17 protein-coding genes are annotated in these 19,562 nt (G+C 43.1%); 16 read left to right on the top strand and 1 reads right to left on the bottom strand.

Features of this window, described 5'->3' with window-relative positions:
• Positions 1-353 precede the first annotated feature (353 nt).
• From bcd to OTG27_RS13930, 14 genes are all read left to right on the top strand, one after another.
• The gene (gene bcd, locus OTG27_RS13995) at positions 354-1,451 is read left to right on the top strand and encodes a branched-chain amino acid dehydrogenase (protein WP_048679307.1); all 1,098 of its coding nucleotides are present in this window, start codon (positions 354-356) and stop codon (positions 1,449-1,451) included.
• A gap of 131 nt (positions 1,452-1,582) precedes the next feature.
• A complete protein-coding gene (lpdA, locus tag OTG27_RS13990) occupies positions 1,583-3,004 on the top strand; it encodes a dihydrolipoyl dehydrogenase (RefSeq protein WP_268937249.1) in 1,422 nt (473 codons plus the stop codon).
• 24 nt (positions 3,005-3,028) lie between these two features.
• Positions 3,029-4,024 carry a thiamine pyrophosphate-dependent dehydrogenase E1 component subunit alpha gene (locus tag OTG27_RS13985; RefSeq protein ID WP_268937248.1) on the top strand — a complete coding sequence of 332 codons (996 nt, stop codon included), beginning with the start codon at positions 3,029-3,031 and terminating at the stop codon, positions 4,022-4,024.
• 12 nt (positions 4,025-4,036) lie between these two features.
• Entirely contained in the window at positions 4,037-5,020 is a 984-nt protein-coding gene (locus tag OTG27_RS13980) for an alpha-ketoacid dehydrogenase subunit beta (protein ID WP_053535667.1), read from the top strand.
• A 26-nt stretch (positions 5,021-5,046) separates the two neighbouring features.
• On the top strand, positions 5,047-6,330 hold the full coding sequence (locus OTG27_RS13975; RefSeq protein WP_063575700.1) for a dihydrolipoamide acetyltransferase family protein: 1,284 nt from the start codon (positions 5,047-5,049) through the stop codon (positions 6,328-6,330).
• 317 nt (positions 6,331-6,647) lie between these two features.
• Positions 6,648-8,549, top strand: a complete 1,902-nt coding sequence (locus tag OTG27_RS13970) for a methylmalonyl-CoA mutase family protein (protein ID WP_268937247.1) — start codon at positions 6,648-6,650, stop codon at positions 8,547-8,549.
• A 1-nt stretch (position 8,550) separates the two neighbouring features.
• Positions 8,551-10,743, top strand: coding sequence for a methylmalonyl-CoA mutase (scpA, locus tag OTG27_RS13965; RefSeq protein ID WP_057278782.1), 2,193 nt, complete (start codon positions 8,551-8,553; stop codon positions 10,741-10,743).
• A complete protein-coding gene (gene meaB, locus OTG27_RS13960; protein WP_268937246.1) occupies positions 10,743-11,876 on the top strand; it encodes a methylmalonyl Co-A mutase-associated GTPase MeaB in 1,134 nt (377 codons plus the stop codon). The genes scpA and meaB overlap by 1 nt, the downstream gene beginning before the upstream one ends.
• Before the next feature lie 203 nt (positions 11,877-12,079).
• Positions 12,080-12,517 (top strand): BrxA/BrxB family bacilliredoxin, encoded by a 438-nt coding sequence (locus OTG27_RS13955; RefSeq protein ID WP_034308239.1) that lies wholly within the window; start codon positions 12,080-12,082, stop codon positions 12,515-12,517.
• A gap of 594 nt (positions 12,518-13,111) precedes the next feature.
• Entirely contained in the window at positions 13,112-13,915 is an 804-nt protein-coding gene (locus OTG27_RS13950) for a transporter substrate-binding domain-containing protein (protein WP_170946886.1), read from the top strand.
• Positions 13,916-14,034: 119 nt separating this feature from the next.
• Positions 14,035-14,694, top strand: coding sequence for an amino acid ABC transporter permease (locus OTG27_RS13945; RefSeq protein ID WP_057278878.1), 660 nt, complete (start codon positions 14,035-14,037; stop codon positions 14,692-14,694).
• Positions 14,687-15,409, top strand: coding sequence for an amino acid ABC transporter ATP-binding protein (locus OTG27_RS13940; RefSeq protein ID WP_268937245.1), 723 nt, complete (start codon positions 14,687-14,689; stop codon positions 15,407-15,409). The genes OTG27_RS13945 and OTG27_RS13940 overlap by 8 nt, the downstream gene beginning before the upstream one ends.
• Positions 15,410-15,599: 190 nt before the next feature.
• On the top strand, positions 15,600-16,589 hold the full coding sequence (locus OTG27_RS13935; protein WP_063575703.1) for an aromatic acid exporter family protein: 990 nt from the start codon (positions 15,600-15,602) through the stop codon (positions 16,587-16,589).
• Positions 16,590-16,619: 30 nt separating this feature from the next.
• Positions 16,620-17,135: a L,D-transpeptidase gene (locus OTG27_RS13930; protein WP_034308230.1), complete on the top strand. Its 516-nt coding sequence runs from the start codon at positions 16,620-16,622 to the stop codon at positions 17,133-17,135.
• 37 nt (positions 17,136-17,172) lie between these two features.
• Here OTG27_RS13930 and prli42 read toward each other — a convergent pair whose 3' ends face one another.
• Positions 17,173-17,268, bottom strand: coding sequence for a stressosome-associated protein Prli42 (gene prli42, locus OTG27_RS13925; protein WP_156500278.1), 96 nt, complete (start codon positions 17,266-17,268; stop codon positions 17,173-17,175).
• 167 nt (positions 17,269-17,435) lie between these two features.
• Between prli42 and mce the strand changes: the two genes are divergently transcribed.
• Together mce and OTG27_RS13915 are read left to right on the top strand one after the other, a co-directional pair.
• Positions 17,436-17,861, top strand: a complete 426-nt coding sequence (mce, locus tag OTG27_RS13920; protein ID WP_063594078.1) for a methylmalonyl-CoA epimerase — start codon at positions 17,436-17,438, stop codon at positions 17,859-17,861.
• Entirely contained in the window at positions 17,858-19,408 is a 1,551-nt protein-coding gene (locus tag OTG27_RS13915; protein WP_063590658.1) for an acyl-CoA carboxylase subunit beta, read from the top strand. The genes mce and OTG27_RS13915 overlap by 4 nt, the downstream gene beginning before the upstream one ends.
• Positions 19,409-19,562 lie beyond the last annotated feature (154 nt).

The following is a 19,562-nucleotide window of genomic DNA, read 5'->3' as shown; positions in this document are numbered from 1 at the left end:
ATTATTTGCATACTATGAAAAATAATGCATGGAATTTTCTGATTTATTTTAATTTAAGCGAGACTCCACTTCTGACATGAAATTTTTTTGAATTTGTTATAGGCTATAGTTGCCCGACATATTAACCAGCATGTCCTTTTTTTGGATAAAAAGATGTTGATTATGTATTTTATTGGCATGTTATTTGCATATTTAAAGGTGCATGGGTTTTTCAAGGGAACCATTCCCCATGGGGAAAATATCATGTGAGTAGCGGATTTTATTTAAAACGAACGTAGGAACAAGTAAGAATGAGGAGAAATTCATTAGTCTCATATCTGACATGTATTAAAACATCTAGGGAGGATTCCTTTATGGAAATTTTTAAATATCTTGAGAAGTATGATTACGAGCAACTGCTATTCTGTCAGGATAAACAATCGGGTTTGAAAGCGATTATTGCCATTCATGATACAACATTAGGGCCTGCGCTTGGAGGCACAAGGATGTGGACGTATGCATCTGAAGAAGATGCCATTGAAGATGCCTTAAGGCTTTCGAGAGGAATGACATATAAAAACGCCGCTGCCGGCTTGAATTTAGGCGGGGGGAAAACAGTTATCATCGGCGATCCGCGTAAGGATAAAAATGAAGAAATGTTCCGTGCATTCGGAAGGTATATCCAAGGGCTGAATGGCCGTTATATAACAGCTGAAGATGTAGGTACAACGGTTGAGGATATGGATCTCATTCATGAGGAGACGGATTTTGTCACGGGGATTTCCCCTGCATTCGGTTCTTCGGGTAACCCTTCCCCAGTAACGGCATATGGGGTATACCGCGGTATGAAGGCTGCTGCAAAAGAGGCATTCGGAACTGATTCCTTAGAAGGCAAGGTTGTTGCTGTCCAAGGCGTCGGGAATGTTTCTTATAACTTATGCCGTCATCTTCATGAGGAGGGCGCCAAGCTCATCGTTACGGATATCAATAAAGAAAGCGTGGCCCGTGCGGTTGAATCCTTTGGGGCGACTGCAGTGAATCCAGATGAAATTTATGGAGTCGAATGTGATATTTATGCACCTTGTGCATTAGGGGCTGTCATAAATGATCAAACAATCAATCAAATCAGGGCGAAGGTCATTGCAGGTGCTGCGAATAATCAATTAAAGGAAACTGTTCATGGCGATCAAATTCATGAAAAAGGGATTATATATGCTCCTGATTATGTAATTAATGCAGGGGGAGTCATAAACGTGGCCGATGAGCTTTTAGGGTATAATCGAGAAAGAGCCCTTAAGAAAGTGGAAACGGTTTATGATACAATTGAAAGAGTCATCGAGATTGCAAAACGTGATCAAATCCCAACTTATAAAGCAGCGGATAGGATGGCAGAGGAGCGAATTGCTCGCATGAGGAATTCAAGGAGCCAATTCCTGCAAAATGAAAAACATATCCTGAATGGAAGAAAATGAATGTAATTTTACAAGATTAGATTCCTGTGTTTTTTTAAATAAACACAGGAATTTTCAACATGGATAACGTAATAAACATAGGGCAAGTAAAAATGGTGACAAATTGTATGTATTTGTGAGGAGGAGTGGTTTTGGCTGAAGAATTTGACCTCGTTATCCTCGGAGGAGGAACAGGCGGGTATGTGGCGGCAATAAGGGCTGCTCAATTAGGATTGAAAACGGCTGTCGTGGAGAAAGGCAAGCTCGGCGGAACGTGTTTACATAAAGGCTGTATCCCTTCGAAAGCACTTTTAAGGAGTGCGGAAGTTTATCAGACTGCAGTGAAAAGTGAGGAATTCGGTATTGTTACCGGGGATGTAAAGGTAGATTTCCTTAAAGTGCAGGAAAGAAAGACTAAAGTGGTCGATCAACTCTATAAAGGAGTTCAGCACTTGATGAAACAAGGAAAGATAAAGGTTTATGAAGGGTTAGGGCGTATACTTGGTCCTTCTATATTTTCACCGATGCCTGGGACAATTTCCGTGGAAATGAATGATGGCAGTGAAAATGAAATGCTCATTCCCCAGAATGTCATCATTGCAACCGGTTCGCGTCCGAGGACACTGCCTGGTTTAGCGGTTGATGGGGAAATGGTACTTACATCGGATGAAGCTCTAAAGCTTGAGAGCCTGCCAAAATCGATGATTATTGTAGGCGGTGGAGTTATCGGCATTGAATGGGCTTCGATGCTCAATGATTTTGGTGTGGAAGTGACAGTACTGGAATATGCAGATAGAATCATCCCGACAGAAGACCATGATATTTCCAGTGAAATGCTTCGTCTCCTAACGAAAAAAGGCGTCAAATTCGTTACAGGTGCCAAGGTATTGCCTGAAACCCTGAAAACGGGTGAGTCAGTATCCATTTCTGCTGAAGTCAAAGGTTCGGTAGAGGAATTCACAGCTGAAAAAATGCTGGTTTCCGTAGGAAGGTCAGCAAATGTTGAAGGGATCGGCCTTGAAAATACGGAGATTGTGAAAGAAAAAGGTTTTATTGAAACCAATGACTTCTTCCAAACGAAGGAATCACATATCTATGCGATCGGTGACTGTATCGGCGGTCTGCAATTGGCACACGTTGCCTCCCATGAAGGTATTACGGCCGTTGAACATATTGCAGGCAAAAAACCGGAACCGCTGGATTATTCGCTCATTTCTAAATGTGTGTATTCAAGCCCTGAGGCTGCAAGTGTCGGTTTGACGGAAGAGCAGGCAAATAAGGAAGGCTATGACCTTAAAATAGGGAAATTCCCATTCCGTGCAGTCGGTAAGGCCCTTGTTTTTGGGGAAGCTGATGGTTTTGTCAAAATCATCGCCGATAAGAAAACGGATGATATACTGGGCGTTCATATGATCGGGCCACATGTTACGGATATGATTTCAGAAGCTGGACTTGCAAAAGTGCTTGATGCGACACCTTGGGAGATAGGCAAGACAATTCATCCGCACCCAAGTCTTTCCGAAGCAATCGGGGAGGCGGCCCTTGCTGTCGATGGACGTGCCATACATTCTTAAAGAATAAGGTCAGGAGGTTTTATGATGGTAGAAAAACGTCATGAACAATTAGGCTTAAATGAGGAAACGGTTTTAGATATGTACCGGACAATGCTTTTGTCCCGCAGAATTGATGAGCGCATGTGGCTTCTAAACCGATCCGGGAAAATTCCCTTCGTGATTTCCTGCCAGGGGCAAGAAGCTGCACAGGTTGGGGCAGCGTTTGCGCTTGATCGGCAAAAGGATTATGTACTGCCTTATTACCGGGATGTAGGTGTGGTGCTTACCTTCGGAATGACCGCAAAAGATTTGATGCTTTCAGGTTTCGCGAAAGAGGAAGATCCCAATTCCGGCGGGCGCCAAATGCCAGGTCATTTTGGTCAAAAGAAAAATAGGATCGTCACTGGTTCATCGCCTGTAACGACACAGGTCCCGCATGCAGTCGGAATTGCCCTTGCAGGGAAGATGGAAGGTAAAGATTTGGTGACTTTCGTAACGTTTGGGGAAGGTTCATCCAATCAGGGCGATTTTCATGAAGGGGCCAACTTTGCAGGTGTGCATAAGCTACCGGTCATTTTCATGTGTGAAAATAATAAATATGCGATTTCCGTTCCTATAGAGAAACAGCTATCGTGTGAAAATGTTTCCGACAGGGCGATTGGCTATGGGATGACTGGAATAACGGTGGATGGCAATGATCCATTGGCCGTGTATGCTGCGGTGAAAGAAGCGGCTGACCGTGGACGAAGGGGAGAAGGCCCTACACTAGTGGAAACCGTCTCATACAGGCTCACACCACATTCAAGTGATGATGATGACCGAAGCTACCGGACGGCGGACGAAGTGGCCGAAGCCAAAACGAAGGATTCCATAATGACGTTTGGAGCCTATTTAAAAGAAGTGGGAATCATGGATGATGACCTTGAGAAACAAATGAATGATGAAGTAATGAAGATAGTCAACGAAGCAACCGATTATGCTGAAAATGCTCCATATCCAAAGGCTGAAAGTGCTATGAATCATGTGTATGCACAAAAGTAAGGGGGTAATAGAATGCCAGTGATTTCTTATATAGATGCCGTGACAATGGCAATGAGGGAAGAGATGGAACGAGATTCCCGTGTATTCGTATTGGGAGAGGATGTAGGAAAAAAAGGTGGGGTCTTTAAAGCCACTAATGGTTTATACGACCAATTCGGTGAAGACAGGGTCATCGATACCCCGCTCGCAGAATCTGCAATCGCAGGAGTTGGAATTGGAGCCGCCATGTATGGGCTTCGGCCGATAGCCGAGATGCAATTCGCTGATTTCATCATGCCAGCCATTAACCAAATCGTTTCAGAGGCAGCCAAAATCAGATACCGTTCCAATAATGACTGGAGCTGTCCTATGGTAATCCGTGCTCCATATGGAGGGGGAATTCATGGAGCTCTTTATCATTCGCAATCGGTTGAAGCGATCTTTGCCAATCAGCCGGGCTTGAAAATTGTGATGCCTTCCACTCCGTATGATGTAAAGGGTTTGCTTAAAGCTGCCATTCGCGATGAAGACCCAGTGCTTTTCTTTGAACATAAACGTGCATACCGCTTGATCAAGGGTGAGGTGCCTACTGAAGATTATGTACTTCCAATCGGTAAGGCGGATGTGAAAAGGGAAGGGGAAGACATTACAGTCATCTCCTATGGCCTTTGTGTGCATTTTGCCCTTCAGGCAGCAGAAAAATTAGCTGCAGATGGAATTTCTGCACATGTTCTTGACTTGCGTACCGTGTACCCTTTGGATAAGGATGCCATCATAGAAGCAGCTTCTAAAACGGGGAAAGTATTACTGGTTACGGAAGATAATAAAGAAGGAAGCATCATGAGTGAGGTCGCAGCCATAATTGCCGAGCATTGCCTTTTTGATTTGGATGCCCCTGTAAAACGATTGGCCGGCCCGGATGTACCTGCCATGCCTTATGCGCCAACGATGGAAAAACATTTCATGGTGAATCCCGATAAAGTGGAAAAAGCAATGAGGGAATTGGCCGAGTATTAATGACTGTTAAGAAGGAGGAACGAATTATGGCTATGGAATTAATGAAGATGCCCCAACTAGGCGAAAGTGTCACAGAGGGAACCATCAGTAAATGGCTTGTGAAGCCTGGAGATCATGTCACGAAATACGACCCGCTAGCTGAAGTGATGACGGATAAAGTAAATGCTGAGGTTCCTTCTTCCTTCACCGGCATCATCAAGGAATTGAAAGCGGATGAGAATCAAACATTGGCAGTCGGAGAAGTCATTTGCTCGATTGAAGTTGAAACGGGAAAGACGGATAATGAAAATGCTGGGCAAATTTCTCATAATGAGGAAAAAGTTGATGCACCTGTTATAAGAGATGTACAGCAAGCGGCAGAACCATCAAGGAAAGCTCGCTATTCACCAGCTGTGTTAAAACTTTCCCAGGAGCATGGAATCGATCTATCAAAAGTTAAAGGAACGGGGAATGAGGGACGGATCACCCGTAAAGATTTACTGAAACTTGTTGAATCAGGGAATCTTCCTAAGGCGGATGAGCCTTCCGCAATTTCCGATGCGGCTCCTGAAGAGATCGCCCCTCAAGTCAATCGTCAAACAAGTCCTGTAACAAACGTGCCGACTGCGGCTGGTGACAAGGAAATACCGGTCACCGGCATCCGTAAGGCAATTGCGTCCAATATGTTGAAAAGTAAGCACGAAATTCCGCATGCTTGGACGATGGTGGAAGTTGACGCCAGCAATATGGTGAAGTTGCGTGATAATCTAAAATCCGATTTTAAACAAAAAGAAGGCTATAATTTAACGTACTTTGCCTTTTTCGTAAAAGCGGTTGCTCAAGCCCTTACGGAATTTCCAGAACTGAATTCGATGTGGGCCGGCGAAAAAATCGTACAAAAGAAAGAAATCAATATATCGATAGCCGTTGCAACTGAAGATGCCCTATTTGTTCCGGTCATTAAAAATGCAGATGAAAAATCAATCAAAGGTATAGCAAGGGAAATACAGGAACTTGCATCCAAAGTGAAGTCAGGTAAGTTAAAAGCAGAGGATATGCAAGGTGGTACGTTCACTGTTAATAACACTGGCTCATTCGGTTCTGTCCAGTCAATGGGAATCATCAATTATCCACAGGCAGCCATTTTACAGGTTGAAACGATTGTAAAACGTCCAGTGGTCATTAATGACATGATTGCAGTACGAGATATGGTGAATCTCTGTTTATCACTTGATCATCGTGTTTTGGACGGACTGGTATGCGGACGATTCCTCGCGAGGGTTAAAGAAATCATCGAAAAGATTTCCAAAGACAACACTCCCATATACTAAAATGAAGAAAAGGAAGGCCGGAAGGTCCTTCCTTTTTTTTGCACTTCGCTTTTCCGTAGAAAAACATCGACAAAAAATTTATTTTTGCTATTATTTTATTAAGGGCTGTTCTAATACAGGTCAGGGGCTGTACTTGATGTGAAGAGGCAAAATTGGCTAGTGGTTTCCCTAATAACAGGTTTGCTAATTTCTATTGTCTTAAATTTCAAGAAAATTATGGTAGAATGTTAGTATAATCCAGATCAAATAGACGGGAGGGTGGTTTTCTTATCCAAAACTGACTGAGCGTTCGTTCTACCAATGATGGAAGAGGGCGTATGAGGATAAGAAAGCGATTACAGATGGAACTGAAAGATGTAAAAAACATAACCTTTCCTAAGCCTTCTTATGAAGAGTGGAAAGAAGCTGCGGAAGCAAGTTTAAAAGGGAAAAGTGTAGAAAAGCTTAAAACGAATACATATGAGGGCATCGCTTTATATCCACTCTATACAGAAAAGGCGGAATCAACGGAAAAAGTAGCTGAATTGCCAGGATTTTTCCCTTTCACCCGAGGAACGTCTCCAACGGGATATCATGACAAACCTTGGCTTGCCGTTCAACCTGTAAGCGGTATCACGGCTGAAGAAGCAAATGAAAAGATGAGGGCTGCATTCAAGCGCGGTCAAAATGTCGTGGCATACCCTGCACGATTGCTTTCCGGGGGAGCAAGGGCTGAAACATTGTTTAAGGAAATCCCATTAAAAGAAATGCCGGTTTTCATTGACCTTAAGGGGAAACAAAAAGAATTATTCCCTCAATTCAAAGCTGTTGCCGAAGCACAAAATACCCAATTGACAGGCGTCATTGCTGAAGATCCAATTGCAGAATGGCTCATTTGCGGTCAGCTGCCAGAAGATACGGATAACTATTTTGCAGACTGGCTGAAGACGATCCAGGATTATCAGAAGGTAGGCAGTGATTTAAAAACAGTTTTGATTAATACGGCAGTCTACCATAATGGAGGAGCCAATGCCGTACAAGAAATAGCTTACGGATTATCGGCAGCCGTCCAATATCTATTGGAAGGGCAAAAGCAGGGGCTTTCTATTGCTGCGGTTTCCGAAAAAATAGTATTCTCGTTTGCAGTGGATTCAAATTACTTCATGTCCATCGCTAAACTGAGGGCTGCCAGAAGGCTTTGGGCAGGTCTTGCAGAAGCTTTCGATACAGCATCGGACCATTTTAAAATGACGATACATGCCGTAACTTCCGAGTTGACGGAAACGCTATATGATCAGCACGTCAATATACTTCGGACCACGAACCAGGCTTTTTCAGCAGCTATTGGAGGCATTCAATATCTTCAAATCCATCCATTTACACACGCAACCGGTGAAACCGATGAGTTTTCAGAAAGAATTGCCCGTAATATTCACTTGATTTTAAAAGAAGAAACAAATATTACAACAGTTGTCGATCCTGCTGGCGGTTCATGGTATGTTGAGCAACTAACGGATGAATTGGCTGAAAAGGCTTGGGCAAAATTCCTTGAAATCGATTCAGCTGGAGGGATTCTGGAGCTAATTAAACAAGGTACCCTTCAGAAAGAAATAGCTGAAGTTTACCAAGGAAGAGTTCAAAATGCGTCTTTCAGAAAAGAAAGTATCATCGGAACGAATGTATATCCGAATCCCGCTGATAAGATTAAAAACACCACAAAGGATAAACATGTGTCATATATGAAAGTTGCGAAGCCGGTTGGCATTACCCCACTTGAATTGGAACGGGTATCCAGTCAGTTCGAACAGATAAGACTGCGCAGTGAAAAGTTTAAAGGAATAAGCGGAATGGCTCCAACTATCGGTTTAATTAATTTGATAAATCTCAAATCCTATAAACCTCGTGCAGATTTCGTTCAAAGTCTTGCCGCAGCAGGTGGTATTGAAACAATCGGCAGTAAGGGATGTCAAACCGTTGAGGAAGCAATCGATTATGTAGCTGCGACCAAGCTCCCAATCTATTGTCTTTGCGGCAGTGATGGTGACTATTCGGAATTAGCGCCAGTCATCATCAAAGAAATTAAAAAGCAATTCCCTGAAATCACTATTTATAGTGCCGGCAAGCAGCAAGAAGAATTGGAGATTACACTAAGAGAAGCCGGGGTCAAAGATTTTATCCATGTTAAAATGAATGCAATATCCATTTTACTTGAATTATTGCAGAAGCTAGGGGTGAACTGAAATGAAAAAACCGAATTTTTCTGCTATAAATCCTGCTAAGTCCGAGATGAAAGGTACAGTGGAAGCATGGAAAAAGGAAGTCGAAAAGGCCGTTGGGAAAAACATTGAGGATCTTCTGTTTGAAACCAATGAACAAATAAAAATCAAGCCGCTTTATGTTGAGGAAGATATTCGCGGCCTGGAGCATATGGAAAGTGTGCCAGGCATCGCTCCTTTTACAAGGGGTCCCTATCCTTCGATGTATGTCAATCGTCCTTGGACGGTACGGCAGTATGCAGGTTTTTCGACTGCTGAGGAATCCAATGCGTTTTACAGACGTAATCTGGCTATGGGGCAAAAAGGGCTCTCAGTTGCTTTTGATTTAGCTACACACCGCGGTTATGACTCCGATCATCCGCGCGTTGTCGGTGATGTGGGGAAGGCGGGAGTTGCCATTGATTCCATTCTTGACATGAAGATCCTGTTCGACGGCATTCCGCTTGATCAGATGTCCGTGTCAATGACAATGAACGGTGCAGTATTACCGATCCTTGCGTTTTATATCGTGACAGCTGAAGAACAAGGCGTAACACAGGATAAGCTTTCAGGCACGATTCAAAATGACATCTTAAAGGAATACATGGTTAGGAATACGTATATCTACCCGCCTGAAATGTCCATGAAAATCATAGCTGATATCTTTGAGTATACTTCCAAATATATGCCCAAGTTCAATTCCATTTCCATCTCCGGTTATCATCTGCAAGAAGCGGGGGCGCCGGCTGATATCGAACTTGCCTATACGTTGGCGGATGGGCTTGAGTATGCACGTACCGGAATGAAAGCAGGCATTGATATCGATAAATTTGCACCACGCCTGTCATTCTTCTGGGCTGTAGGAATGAACTATTTCATGGAAGTGGCGAAAATGCGGGCGGCTCGTTTCATTTGGTCAAAACTGATGAAACAATTCGAACCGAAAAATAATAAAGCGATGGCATTGAGGACTCATTCCCAAACCTCCGGCTGGAGCCTTTCCGAGCAGGATCCGTTTAACAATGTCGCAAGGACCCTTATTGAAGCGCATGCGGCTGCACTTGGACATACACAGTCGCTCCATACGAACGCATTGGATGAGGCCATTGCCCTGCCAACGGATTTCTCGGCTCGTATTGCACGTAATACACAGCTCTATCTGCAGGAGGAAACCGGAATCACAAAAGTAATCGATCCATGGGCAGGTTCTTACTATGTAGAATCGCTCACTAATGAATTGATCGAACGGGCTTGGGCTCACATAGAGGAAATCGAAGGTCTGGGAGGAATGGCGAAGGCAATTGAAACCGGCCTTCCAAAAATGAGGATCGAGGAAGCCGCTGCAAAGCGTCAGGCTAAAATCGATTCTCAAGATGAAACGATCGTAGGCGTCAATAAGTATCGGTTGAAAAAAGAAGATCCGATTGAAATACTGGAGATTGACAATACAGCAGTTCGCGAAAGTCAGCTTAAGCGATTGAGCGAATTGAAGGCGAAACGTGATCAGGCAAAGGTGGATGAAGCTCTTAAAGCGCTTTCAATGGCGGCCAGAACTGGAGAGGGTAACCTTCTTGAACTGGCTGTGCAAGCAGCAAGAGTACGGGCTTCATTAGGTGAAATCTCCGATGCGATCGAAGAGGTGGCTGGACGTCACAAAGCAACGATCCGTTCTATCAGCGGCGTATACAGCTCGGCTTACTCAAAAGAAGCGGAAATTGAGGAAGTCGTCCGCATGACGGAAGAATTCCTTGAAAATGAAGGAAGAAGACCGCGTTTGTTAATGGCTAAAATGGGCCAGGACGGTCATGATCGCGGAGCTAAAGTAGTCGGAACGGGGTTTGCGGATTTAGGCTATGATGTCGATATCGGTCCATTATTCCAAACACCGAAAGAAACCGCCATCCAGGCCGTGGAAAATGATGTGCATGTAGTCGGAATGAGTTCCCTAGCTGCCGGCCATAAAACATTGTTGCCGCAGCTTATGACGGAACTGAAGAACTTGGGACGAGAGGACATCATAGTGATCGTAGGCGGCGTCATCCCTGCACAGGATTATGATTATCTTATGGAAAATGGCGCTACAGCCATTTTTGGACCTGGGACGGTCATTCCGCAGGCAGCAAAGAAAGTGCTTCAGGAAATATACAATCGCCTCGGATATGAGGAAGTGGCCCAATAATGAGTGAAGACAAGAAGCCGGAATGGGTCGATCTTAACAATAAGGAAGGTTTTGCTTCTTCATTAAAGCCAGGTGTGGAATTAGCAGCCAGCCAAAACAAACCTTCAAAAAGCAAATTCGTCAAAAAACATAATGTAAACATACCGGTCCATGAACTTAAAGAGGGAATCATAAAAGGGGACAGGGCCAAGCTAGCCAAAGGGATTACATTGGTTGAAAGCAATGCATCCCACCATTTGGATCATGCACAGGAATTATTGCAAGCCATCCTTCCTCATACAGGGAACTCAATGCGCATCGGGATTTCCGGAGTGCCCGGTGCCGGGAAAAGTACCTTCATCGAGACGTTCGGAACCTACTTATGTGACAGGGGCCATAAGGTTGCCGTTCTAGCCGTCGACCCAAGCTCTTCGGTCAATGGCGGAAGTATACTGGGCGATAAGACAAGGATGGAGGAACTGGCTAGAAACCCTCATGCCTTCATAAGACCCTCACCATCCGAAGGAACTCTGGGCGGGGTTCACCGCAAAACGAGGGAAACGATGTTGCTTTGTGAAGCGGCAGGTTTTGATGTGATACTGATAGAAACTGTCGGGGTCGGTCAGAGTGAAGCTATAGTTCGAAGTATGGTCGACTTCTTCATGCTCCTTGTCCTAACGGGTGCCGGAGATGAATTGCAAGGGATGAAAAAAGGGATTCTGGAACTTGTGGACGGTATTGTTGTCAATAAGGCCGACGGCGAGAACCTCCCCCTGGCGAATAGGACGAAATCCGAATATAGCAGAATTTTGCACTTCCTTCAGCCAGCCACAAAGGGTTGGGCAGGAAAGGCATATACTTGTTCCGCCATAACCGGTAAAGGAATTCCTGAGCTTTGGGATGTATTGAATGAATTTTCCCAAATGACCAAGGAATCGGGTGTTTTTCAAGAACGGAGAAGAATGCAATCTAGGGAATGGCTTTATTCATTGATCGATCACCAGCTTAAAACGATGTTTTATAAGAATGAAACCGTCAAGAGTCTTCTCCCTATGCTCGAGAATCAAGTGATGTCAGGGAATAAAACGGTCACTGCTGCTGTTAAGCAGGCCTTTCAATCTTTTGCAGAAACATTTAAGTCTAATGAAAAATAAATGGGATGGGGCAGGCATGGATCTATTCCCACGCCTGCCCCATCCTTTTGTAAGTCTTGTTGTTACACACATGATTCCCGCTCCCCTTTCGTTTTAAACATGTTCGGAACGGATTATGCGGTTTTAATAGGTAAATTTATTGAATCACGAAGAGGCAATTGTTATGATAGGATTGAAGAGAAAACTTGGAAGGAGCAAATGCCATGAATATGGATTTTAATTTTTTAATGAACGACGTAGTCAAACAGGCTCGCGATGAGATTAAGACTGCTGGATATACAGAACTGACCACTCCCGAAGAAGTAGAGGAAGTATTTGCACAAAAAGGAACGACACTTGTTATGGTAAACTCCGTTTGTGGCTGCGCTGGGGGAATAGCTAGACCTGCAGCTGCTCATGCAATCCATAATGATAAACGCCCAGATCAGCTTGTAACCGTTTTTGCTGGGCAAGATAAAGAGGCGACGGAAAAAGCCCGTGATTATTTCGAAGGATATCCGCCGTCATCCCCATCATTTGCATTGCTGAAGGATGGAAAAATCATCACCATGATAGAACGCCATGAAATTGAAGGGCACCACCCGATGTCTGTAGTAGAAAAATTACAAGACTACTTCGATCAATATTGCGAAGAAGTTTAATCCATATCGACAAACTAAAACCCGCCCAATCGGCGGGTTTTAGTTTGTTAACAAAAAGAGATTCGGAATGATCCCATCCTGAACAGGATCTTCAAACAAGGCTAGATCATCATAGGTGGTTATTACTTTAAATCATAATTGGATTGCAGCGATTACGACAGCCCTCCCGGATAATTGGCTTTTATGCCCCTTTAGGTGCTTGCTTTAATGAGGCATTGGCAGACAGGGAGCGGATTTCTGGAATCAATAGAAATACTTTTTTAAGAAAAAAATGCTTTTGTTCGAATTTTGTCTACAGTCTGAACCCGCCCAATCGGTGGGTTTTTTTATTCATGAAATTGCATAAGTCAGGAACTTTTGGGAAAGAAGATAGATATGGAGGCGGATATATTACCTTTGATGAGAAAGCACGAAGCCCAGATGTTGAATTATGATAATATTCTGAAAAATGAATCTATTATTTACGTTATTGAATAATTATTAGAGTGTGTTAAAATACACATTAGTGTATGAATATTAGTTATTCGAAATTTAACTAACCTAATTTAATAACAAGAGAATTGAAAATATCATTTTGGAGGAATAATAATGAAGTTGAAAAAGCAGTTAGCATTGTTGCTTACTTCTATTTTATTAGTAGGTATTTTAGCGGCATGCGGAACATCAGAGAAAGAAGATAAGAACACAGCTGACAATGAAGACAAGAAGGTCCTGGTAATGGGAACATCTGCGGATTATCCGCCATTTGAATTTGTTGAAACATCTAAAAGTGATGAAATCCAAGGATTTGACATTGATATCGCTAAAGCAATCGGAAAAAAATTAGGTTATGAGGTCGAAGTGAAGGACATTGACTTTAATAGTCTTGTGCCTGCCCTGGAAAATAAATCGGTCGATTTCGTTATCTCCGGAATGACTCCAACAGAAAAACGTGAGCAATCAGTCGATTTCAGTGATATTTACTATACAGCTAAAAACATGATCATCACGACAAAGGACAGTAAAATCAAAACTGTTGAAGATTTAAAAGGGAAAACGGTAGGCGTACAGCTTGCATCCATTCAGGAGACATTGGCAAATGACTTGAATAAATCCCAAGATATCGGGATGAAAGTTGAAAAACGGAATCGTATTCCTGAGGTTGTTCAAGAAATGTCAACAGGACGTTTTGACGCCGTGATCATGGAAGATACTGTTGCAAAAGGCTACTTGAAAGATAATAAAGAATTGGTTGGCCATTTGATCAAGTCTGGTGATCAAGATGCCGGTTCGGCAATCGCTTTCCAAAAAGGAAGCAAGTTAACTGAAGAATTCAATGCCGAGTTGAAAAAAATGATGGAAAATGGTGAAATGGAAAAATTAATATTAAAATGGTTCGGTGGCAGTGAAACTGAATAAAACAGAGAGATGAAAAGCGTTCAGAATGCCTTCTGAACGTTTTTCCGCGCTTTATTGTTAATAAAATGAAGCAGGAGGAAGGCCCAAGATAACGGCCTTCATAAGAGAGGATGAATGGAGTGAATCTGGAATTTGAAAGGATTATGCCTTCCCTTCCATATATCCTGGAGGGAATGCCGACTACATTAAAGGTTGTAGCGGTAGCGGCAGTAATCGGATTTGTTTTGGGAATATTATTATCTATACTTAAAATCAGCAGAATCAAGCCATTGAATTGGATTGCTGACTTTTATACATCCATTTTTCGCGGTACCCCTTTGGTGCTGCAATTAATGCTGATTTATTTTGGTTCACCACAAATATTAGGGATTCAAATCGAAGCGTTCCAAGCAGCATTTTTAGCATTCGGGCTAAATTCAGCTGCATATATCTCTGAAATTATCAGGGGAGGCATTTTAGCGGTCGATAAAGGCCAACGAGAGGCTGCACTTGCACTTGGGGTTCCCTATTCAGGGATGATGCTTAATATTATCCTTCCGCAGGCCATCAAGAACATCCTGCCGTCCCTTGTTAACGAATTGATTTCCTTAACGAAGGAATCAGCCGTTGTCACAATTATTGGATTAGGGGATATCATGCGCCGTGCTTATATTGTCGGCGGTGAGACATATAAATTCTTCGAGCCGATTTTATTTGCCGGTCTCATTTATTATGTGATGGTCATGATTCTCACCATCTTAGGCAAAGTGATTGAAAGGAGAATGAGACGCAGTGATTAAAATTGATGGACTCAAAAAAAATTATGGTAAGCTCGAAGTTTTAAAAGGAATCAGCACCGAGATAGGACAGGGTGAAGTGGTAGCGATCATCGGTCCATCCGGTTCGGGAAAATCAACTTTCTTGCGCTGCATCAATATGCTTGAAACTCCAACTGATGGTCAAATCAGGTTTAAAGATCAAATCATCACTGATAAAAAGACCAATATCATGAAAGTGCGTGAAAATGTCGGAATGGTATTTCAGCATTTTCATTTATTTCCACATAAAACCGTACTGGAGAATCTGATATATGCACCTATGAAGGTGAAAAAATTATCAAAGGCCGAGGCTGTAAAACAGGCTCGTGAGCTGTTGACTAAAGTCGGTTTGGCCGATAAAGAATCGACTTATCCGAATCGTCTGTCAGGCGGACAAAAACAAAGGGTCGCGATTGCACGGGCATTGGCAATGAACCCGGAAGTAATGCTTTTCGATGAGCCGACTTCAGCGCTTGACCCCGAGATGGTAAAAGAAGTGCTCGAGGTTATGAAGTCACTGGCACATACGGGGATGACCATGCTGATTGTAACGCATGAAATGGGCTTCGCCAAAGAAGTGGCCGATCGAGTACTATTCCTGGACGGGGGTCTGCTCGTTGAGGAAAGTGTTCCGGAAGATTTCTTTTCCAATCCGAAAAGCCAGCGTGCAAAAGACTTCTTGAAAAAAGTTTTATAAGCTAAAGCAAATAGTATATAATTGTGAAAAAAGGTAACGTTTAGTTACCTTTTTTATTTTTTTCCTATAATGTATTTTTGCGTGCATGTATTTAGAAAAATTGGAAATTTAACTCGCAAAGGACTGTAAAAATTTCTGATTTCCTGATAGTATTATAATAGATGGAGAAAGAGCCAGGTGATACATAACAATGTTTAAAATCGGATACAGGACGATTAAAACTGCTTTGGGGGCCACCCTGGCAATTATTATTGCACAAATGCTTAATCTCGAATATTTCTCTGCCGCGGGAATCATTGCGATCTTATGCATCCAAGTTACAAAAAAGAAGTCGGTGTATGCCTCCTGGCACCGGTTTTTAGCTTGTTTGATCGCAATGGCCTATGCATCCCTATTATTTCAGTTCATCGCATTCCATCCGCTGATAATAGGTTTGATTCTCTTGATTTTCATTCCAACGGCAGTTGCCTTGAAGATTAATGAGGGGATCGTGACGAGCAGCGTCATCATCATGCACCTATATGGGTCCGGTAACATCACTTTTTCCCTGCTGATCAATGAAACGATATTAATTGCAGTTGGAGTCGGAGTGGCACTTGTCATGAATCTGTACATGCCCAGTGTCGATGACAAACTGCTGGCCTATCAGGAAAGTATCGAAACGAACTTCAGTGCGATCTTGATGGGAATTGTCCGCTATTTGAGGGATAATGATCACACATGGGATGGTAAGGAAATCACCGAAACAGCCAACCTTCTTAATCAAGCCAAGAGCCTTGCCTTCAGGGACGTGGAAAATCATTTCTTAAGGGAAGAAGACCTGTATTACCATTATTTCAAAATGCGTGAAAAGCAATTTGAAATAATTGAACGAATTCTTCCCCTGGTCACGAATATTCCGTTGGTCGTCAAGCAAAGCGGGATAGTGGCTGATTTTATAGAGGATTTGGCAGAAAACGTCCACCCACAAAATACGGCCATCCTTTATCTGAGGAAGCTTGAAGAAATGGAGATTCATTTTAGGGGAATGCCACTGCCGCAGACACGTGAAGAGTTCGAATCCAGGGCTGCATTACTGCAGCTCATGAAGGAAATGGAGCGCTATTTATTGTTGAAGCATTCCTTCAAGGGATTACCCAAGCTGACCGGCAACCGAATGAAAAAGAGGCACTTGGCTTAAACTAAGCAAAAAAGTAAAGGAATGATACAAATGAAATGGATCCTTTCTTTGTTGCTTATGCTATCTTTGTGGCCGTTACAGGTACAGGCCCAGCCTCAATCGGTTAAGCCTGGCGATCCGTTTATCATCATCAATAAAGCCAACAATAAATTGGCGTTCATTGATGATAACGAGGTCAAGGAGATTCTGCCGGTCGGTACGGGAAAGAGTCAGGAACTGACACCTGAAGGGATCTTCACGGTCAAAGTAAAAGCGGTCAATCCATATTACCGGAAAAAGAATATTCCTGGCGGTGATCCCAGGAACCCTTTGGGGTCGCGGTGGATCGGATTCGATGCGCGAAATACCGATGGGAGGATATACGGCATACATGGTACGAATCAGCCATCATCGATTGGTGAATATATTTCAAATGGCTGTGTACGGATGCATAAATCCGATGTGGAGCGTTTGTACGAAAAAGTCCCCATCGGCACTAAGGTGTTGATCACCCTATCGAACGAGGATTTCAAAACGCTGGCTAAGAAAAACGGAGCGATAAAATAAAGAGAGGGAAGCTTTTTGCTCCCCTCCCCGGTGTCTATTACAAAAGAAATGCGATACCTGATAATAAGCTCATTAATAACATTGAGATAAGCATTAAATACACGACGATCTTTCTGATTTTCCTGTTTCCCATATGCTCTCTCCCTTAATACAGTTTGATTGATTTTATTTTAACTTGAACATTTAGTAGAAACAAGTAAAAGTATAATGTTCATATTATTCCGAATCTTAAAAGGCTTTAATGCAAGATTAGTAGTATTTTAATGGAGTCATCCAATAATACATAGCATGGGGGTTTTTATGATGATTAAAAATATCGATCATATCGGTATTGCCGTCAAGTCACTAGATGAAGCCTTGCCGCTTTACACGGAAACGTTGAAGTTGAAACTTGAAGGAATCGAGACAGTGGAGAGCCAAGGAGTGAAAGTGGCCTTCATCCTGGCAGGCAATACCCGTTTGGAATTGTTGGAAGCGTTGTCACCTGTAAGCCCAATCGCTAAATTCATCGAAAAACGCGGTGAAGGGATTCATCATGTGGCACTAGGCGTCGATGACATCGAAGATAGAATAAAAGAAATCAAAGAAGCTGGATTGCGCATGATTGATGATTCATCAAGAAAGGGAGCGCACAATGCGGATGTTGCTTTCGTTCATCCAAAGTCTACCGCGGGAGTATTATATGAGCTTTGTGAACAAGCATTATCAAAGGAGGAGCAGAAATGACAGACATTTATGATACGATCAATGACCTATATGACAGACGCCGAAAAGTGGAAATGGGCGGCGGTGAAGAAAGAATCGATAAGCAGCATGAAAAGGGTAAACTTACGGCAAGGGAAAGAATTGAACTTCTAGTTGATCCAGGTACTTTCATCGAGCTTAATCCTTTCATCAAACATCGTAATACCAATTTCGGCATGGAAAAGGAAGAAGGGCCGGGAGAAGGGGTTGTCACCGGTTACGGAAAGGTCAACGGCCGCGACATTTATCTGTTTTCACAGGATTTCACTGTTTTTGGCGGTGCACTCGGTGAAATGCATGCCCTGAAAATTGCCAATGTTATGGATTTGGCAGCGGAAAATGGCGCCCCTTTCATCGGTTTAAACGATTCTGGTGGGGCGCGAATTCAAGAAGGCGTAGTTTCGCTTGACGGATATGGCCAAATATTTTACCGGAATTCCATATATTCAGGGGTCATTCCACAGATTTCGGTTATTATGGGACCTTGTGCAGGCGGAGCCGTATATTCCCCAGCCATTACCGACTTTGTCTTCATGGTTGAAAAAACGAGCCAAATGTTCATAACAGGTCCTAAAGTCATTGAAACGGTTACAGGCGAAAAGATTTCATCCGAAGGATTGGGCGGAGCGGCTGTACATAATACCATAAGCGGTAATGCCCATTTCAAAGGAGCATCTGAGGAGCAAGTTTTGGCAGACGTTAGACGTCTCTTGAGCTATCTTCCACAAAATAATGAAGAGAAGCCGCCGGTTTTGGAAGCGGATGAGGGAGATGACTACCGGCCGGACTTAACGGATGTAGTCCCTTATGAAGGGATCCGGCCATATGATGTTCGGAAAGTATTGGAGCAGGTTGTCGATGAGGATTCCTTTATGGAAGTGCAAGAGGGCTTTGCGAAAAACATAGTGGTCGGCTTGGCGCGGATCAAAGGGAAATCAGTGGGGCTTGTCTGTAACCAGCCAAAGGTATTGGCAGGGGGGCTTGATATAGATTCATCAGATAAAGCTGCCCGTTTTATTCGTTTTTGTGACTCGTTTAACATTCCGCTTATTACGTTTGAAGACGTTTCAGGGTTTTTCCCCGGCGTTAAACAAGAACATGGCGGAATCATTCGCCACGGTGCAAAGCTGCTATATGCTTATTCGGAAGCAACAGTACCTAAATTGACGATCATTCTGCGAAAAGCATACGGAGGAGCTTATGTGGCTCTTAATAGTAAATCCATCGGTGCGGATCTTACGTTTGCATGGCCGAATGCTGAAATCGCTGTAATGGGTTCTGCTGGAGCGGCAAATATCATTTTTGCGCGTGAAATTCAAAATAGCCAGGATCCGGAAGCGACACGAGCAGCTAAAATTGAAGAATACCGTGAGAAGTTCGCCAATCCATATGTCGCCGCAAGTCTTGGGATGGTGGATGATGTTATCGATCCCCGTGAAACCAGGATTAAGATCATTCAATCTCTTGATATGCTACGCAACAAAAAAGAAACTCGACCATGGAAAAAACACGGTAATATCCCGTTGTGATCAATCTTTACAAGGAGCCCTAACGATCTGTTTTGGGCTCTTTTCCATACGGGGGAAGATATCATTTTGAAATAAGTCATCATTCACTTTTTAAAACGGTCTTAGGACCAGCATGCCACATTATTTGCCGGGGCGCCGCTTTTAGAAGTATAAT

The organism is Peribacillus sp. AS_2 (genome assembly GCF_026891895.1).
Lineage (GTDB): Bacteria > Bacillota > Bacilli > Bacillales > DSM-1321 > Peribacillus > Peribacillus frigoritolerans.
The sequence above is the reverse complement of the archived record's forward strand: the minus strand, read 5'-3'. Positions and strand labels throughout refer to the sequence as shown.

What these genes read in the sequence shown, in the direction of transcription:
- bcd (WP_048679307.1), top strand. Translation starts at nt 354, where the DNA reads ATGGAAATTTTTAAATATCTTGAGAAGTATGATTACGAGCAACTGCTA.
- OTG27_RS13930 (WP_034308230.1), top strand. Translation starts at nt 16,620, where the DNA reads ATGAAATGGATCCTTTCTTTGTTGCTTATGCTATCTTTGTGGCCGTTA.
- OTG27_RS13935 (WP_063575703.1), top strand. Translation starts at nt 15,600, where the DNA reads ATGTTTAAAATCGGATACAGGACGATTAAAACTGCTTTGGGGGCCACC.
- OTG27_RS13980 (WP_053535667.1), top strand. Translation starts at nt 4,037, where the DNA reads ATGCCAGTGATTTCTTATATAGATGCCGTGACAATGGCAATGAGGGAA.
- OTG27_RS13970 (WP_268937247.1), top strand. Translation starts at nt 6,648, where the DNA reads ATGAGGATAAGAAAGCGATTACAGATGGAACTGAAAGATGTAAAAAAC.
- meaB (WP_268937246.1), top strand. Translation starts at nt 10,743, where the DNA reads ATGAGTGAAGACAAGAAGCCGGAATGGGTCGATCTTAACAATAAGGAA.
- mce (WP_063594078.1), top strand. Translation starts at nt 17,436, where the DNA reads ATGATGATTAAAAATATCGATCATATCGGTATTGCCGTCAAGTCACTA.
- OTG27_RS13955 (WP_034308239.1), top strand. Translation starts at nt 12,080, where the DNA reads ATGAATATGGATTTTAATTTTTTAATGAACGACGTAGTCAAACAGGCT.
- scpA (WP_057278782.1), top strand. Translation starts at nt 8,551, where the DNA reads ATGAAAAAACCGAATTTTTCTGCTATAAATCCTGCTAAGTCCGAGATG.
- prli42 (WP_156500278.1), bottom strand. Translation starts at nt 17,268, where the DNA reads ATGGGAAACAGGAAAATCAGAAAGATCGTCGTGTATTTAATGCTTATC.
- OTG27_RS13915 (WP_063590658.1), top strand. Translation starts at nt 17,858, where the DNA reads ATGACAGACATTTATGATACGATCAATGACCTATATGACAGACGCCGA.
- OTG27_RS13985 (WP_268937248.1), top strand. Translation starts at nt 3,029, where the DNA reads ATGGTAGAAAAACGTCATGAACAATTAGGCTTAAATGAGGAAACGGTT.
- OTG27_RS13975 (WP_063575700.1), top strand. Translation starts at nt 5,047, where the DNA reads ATGGCTATGGAATTAATGAAGATGCCCCAACTAGGCGAAAGTGTCACA.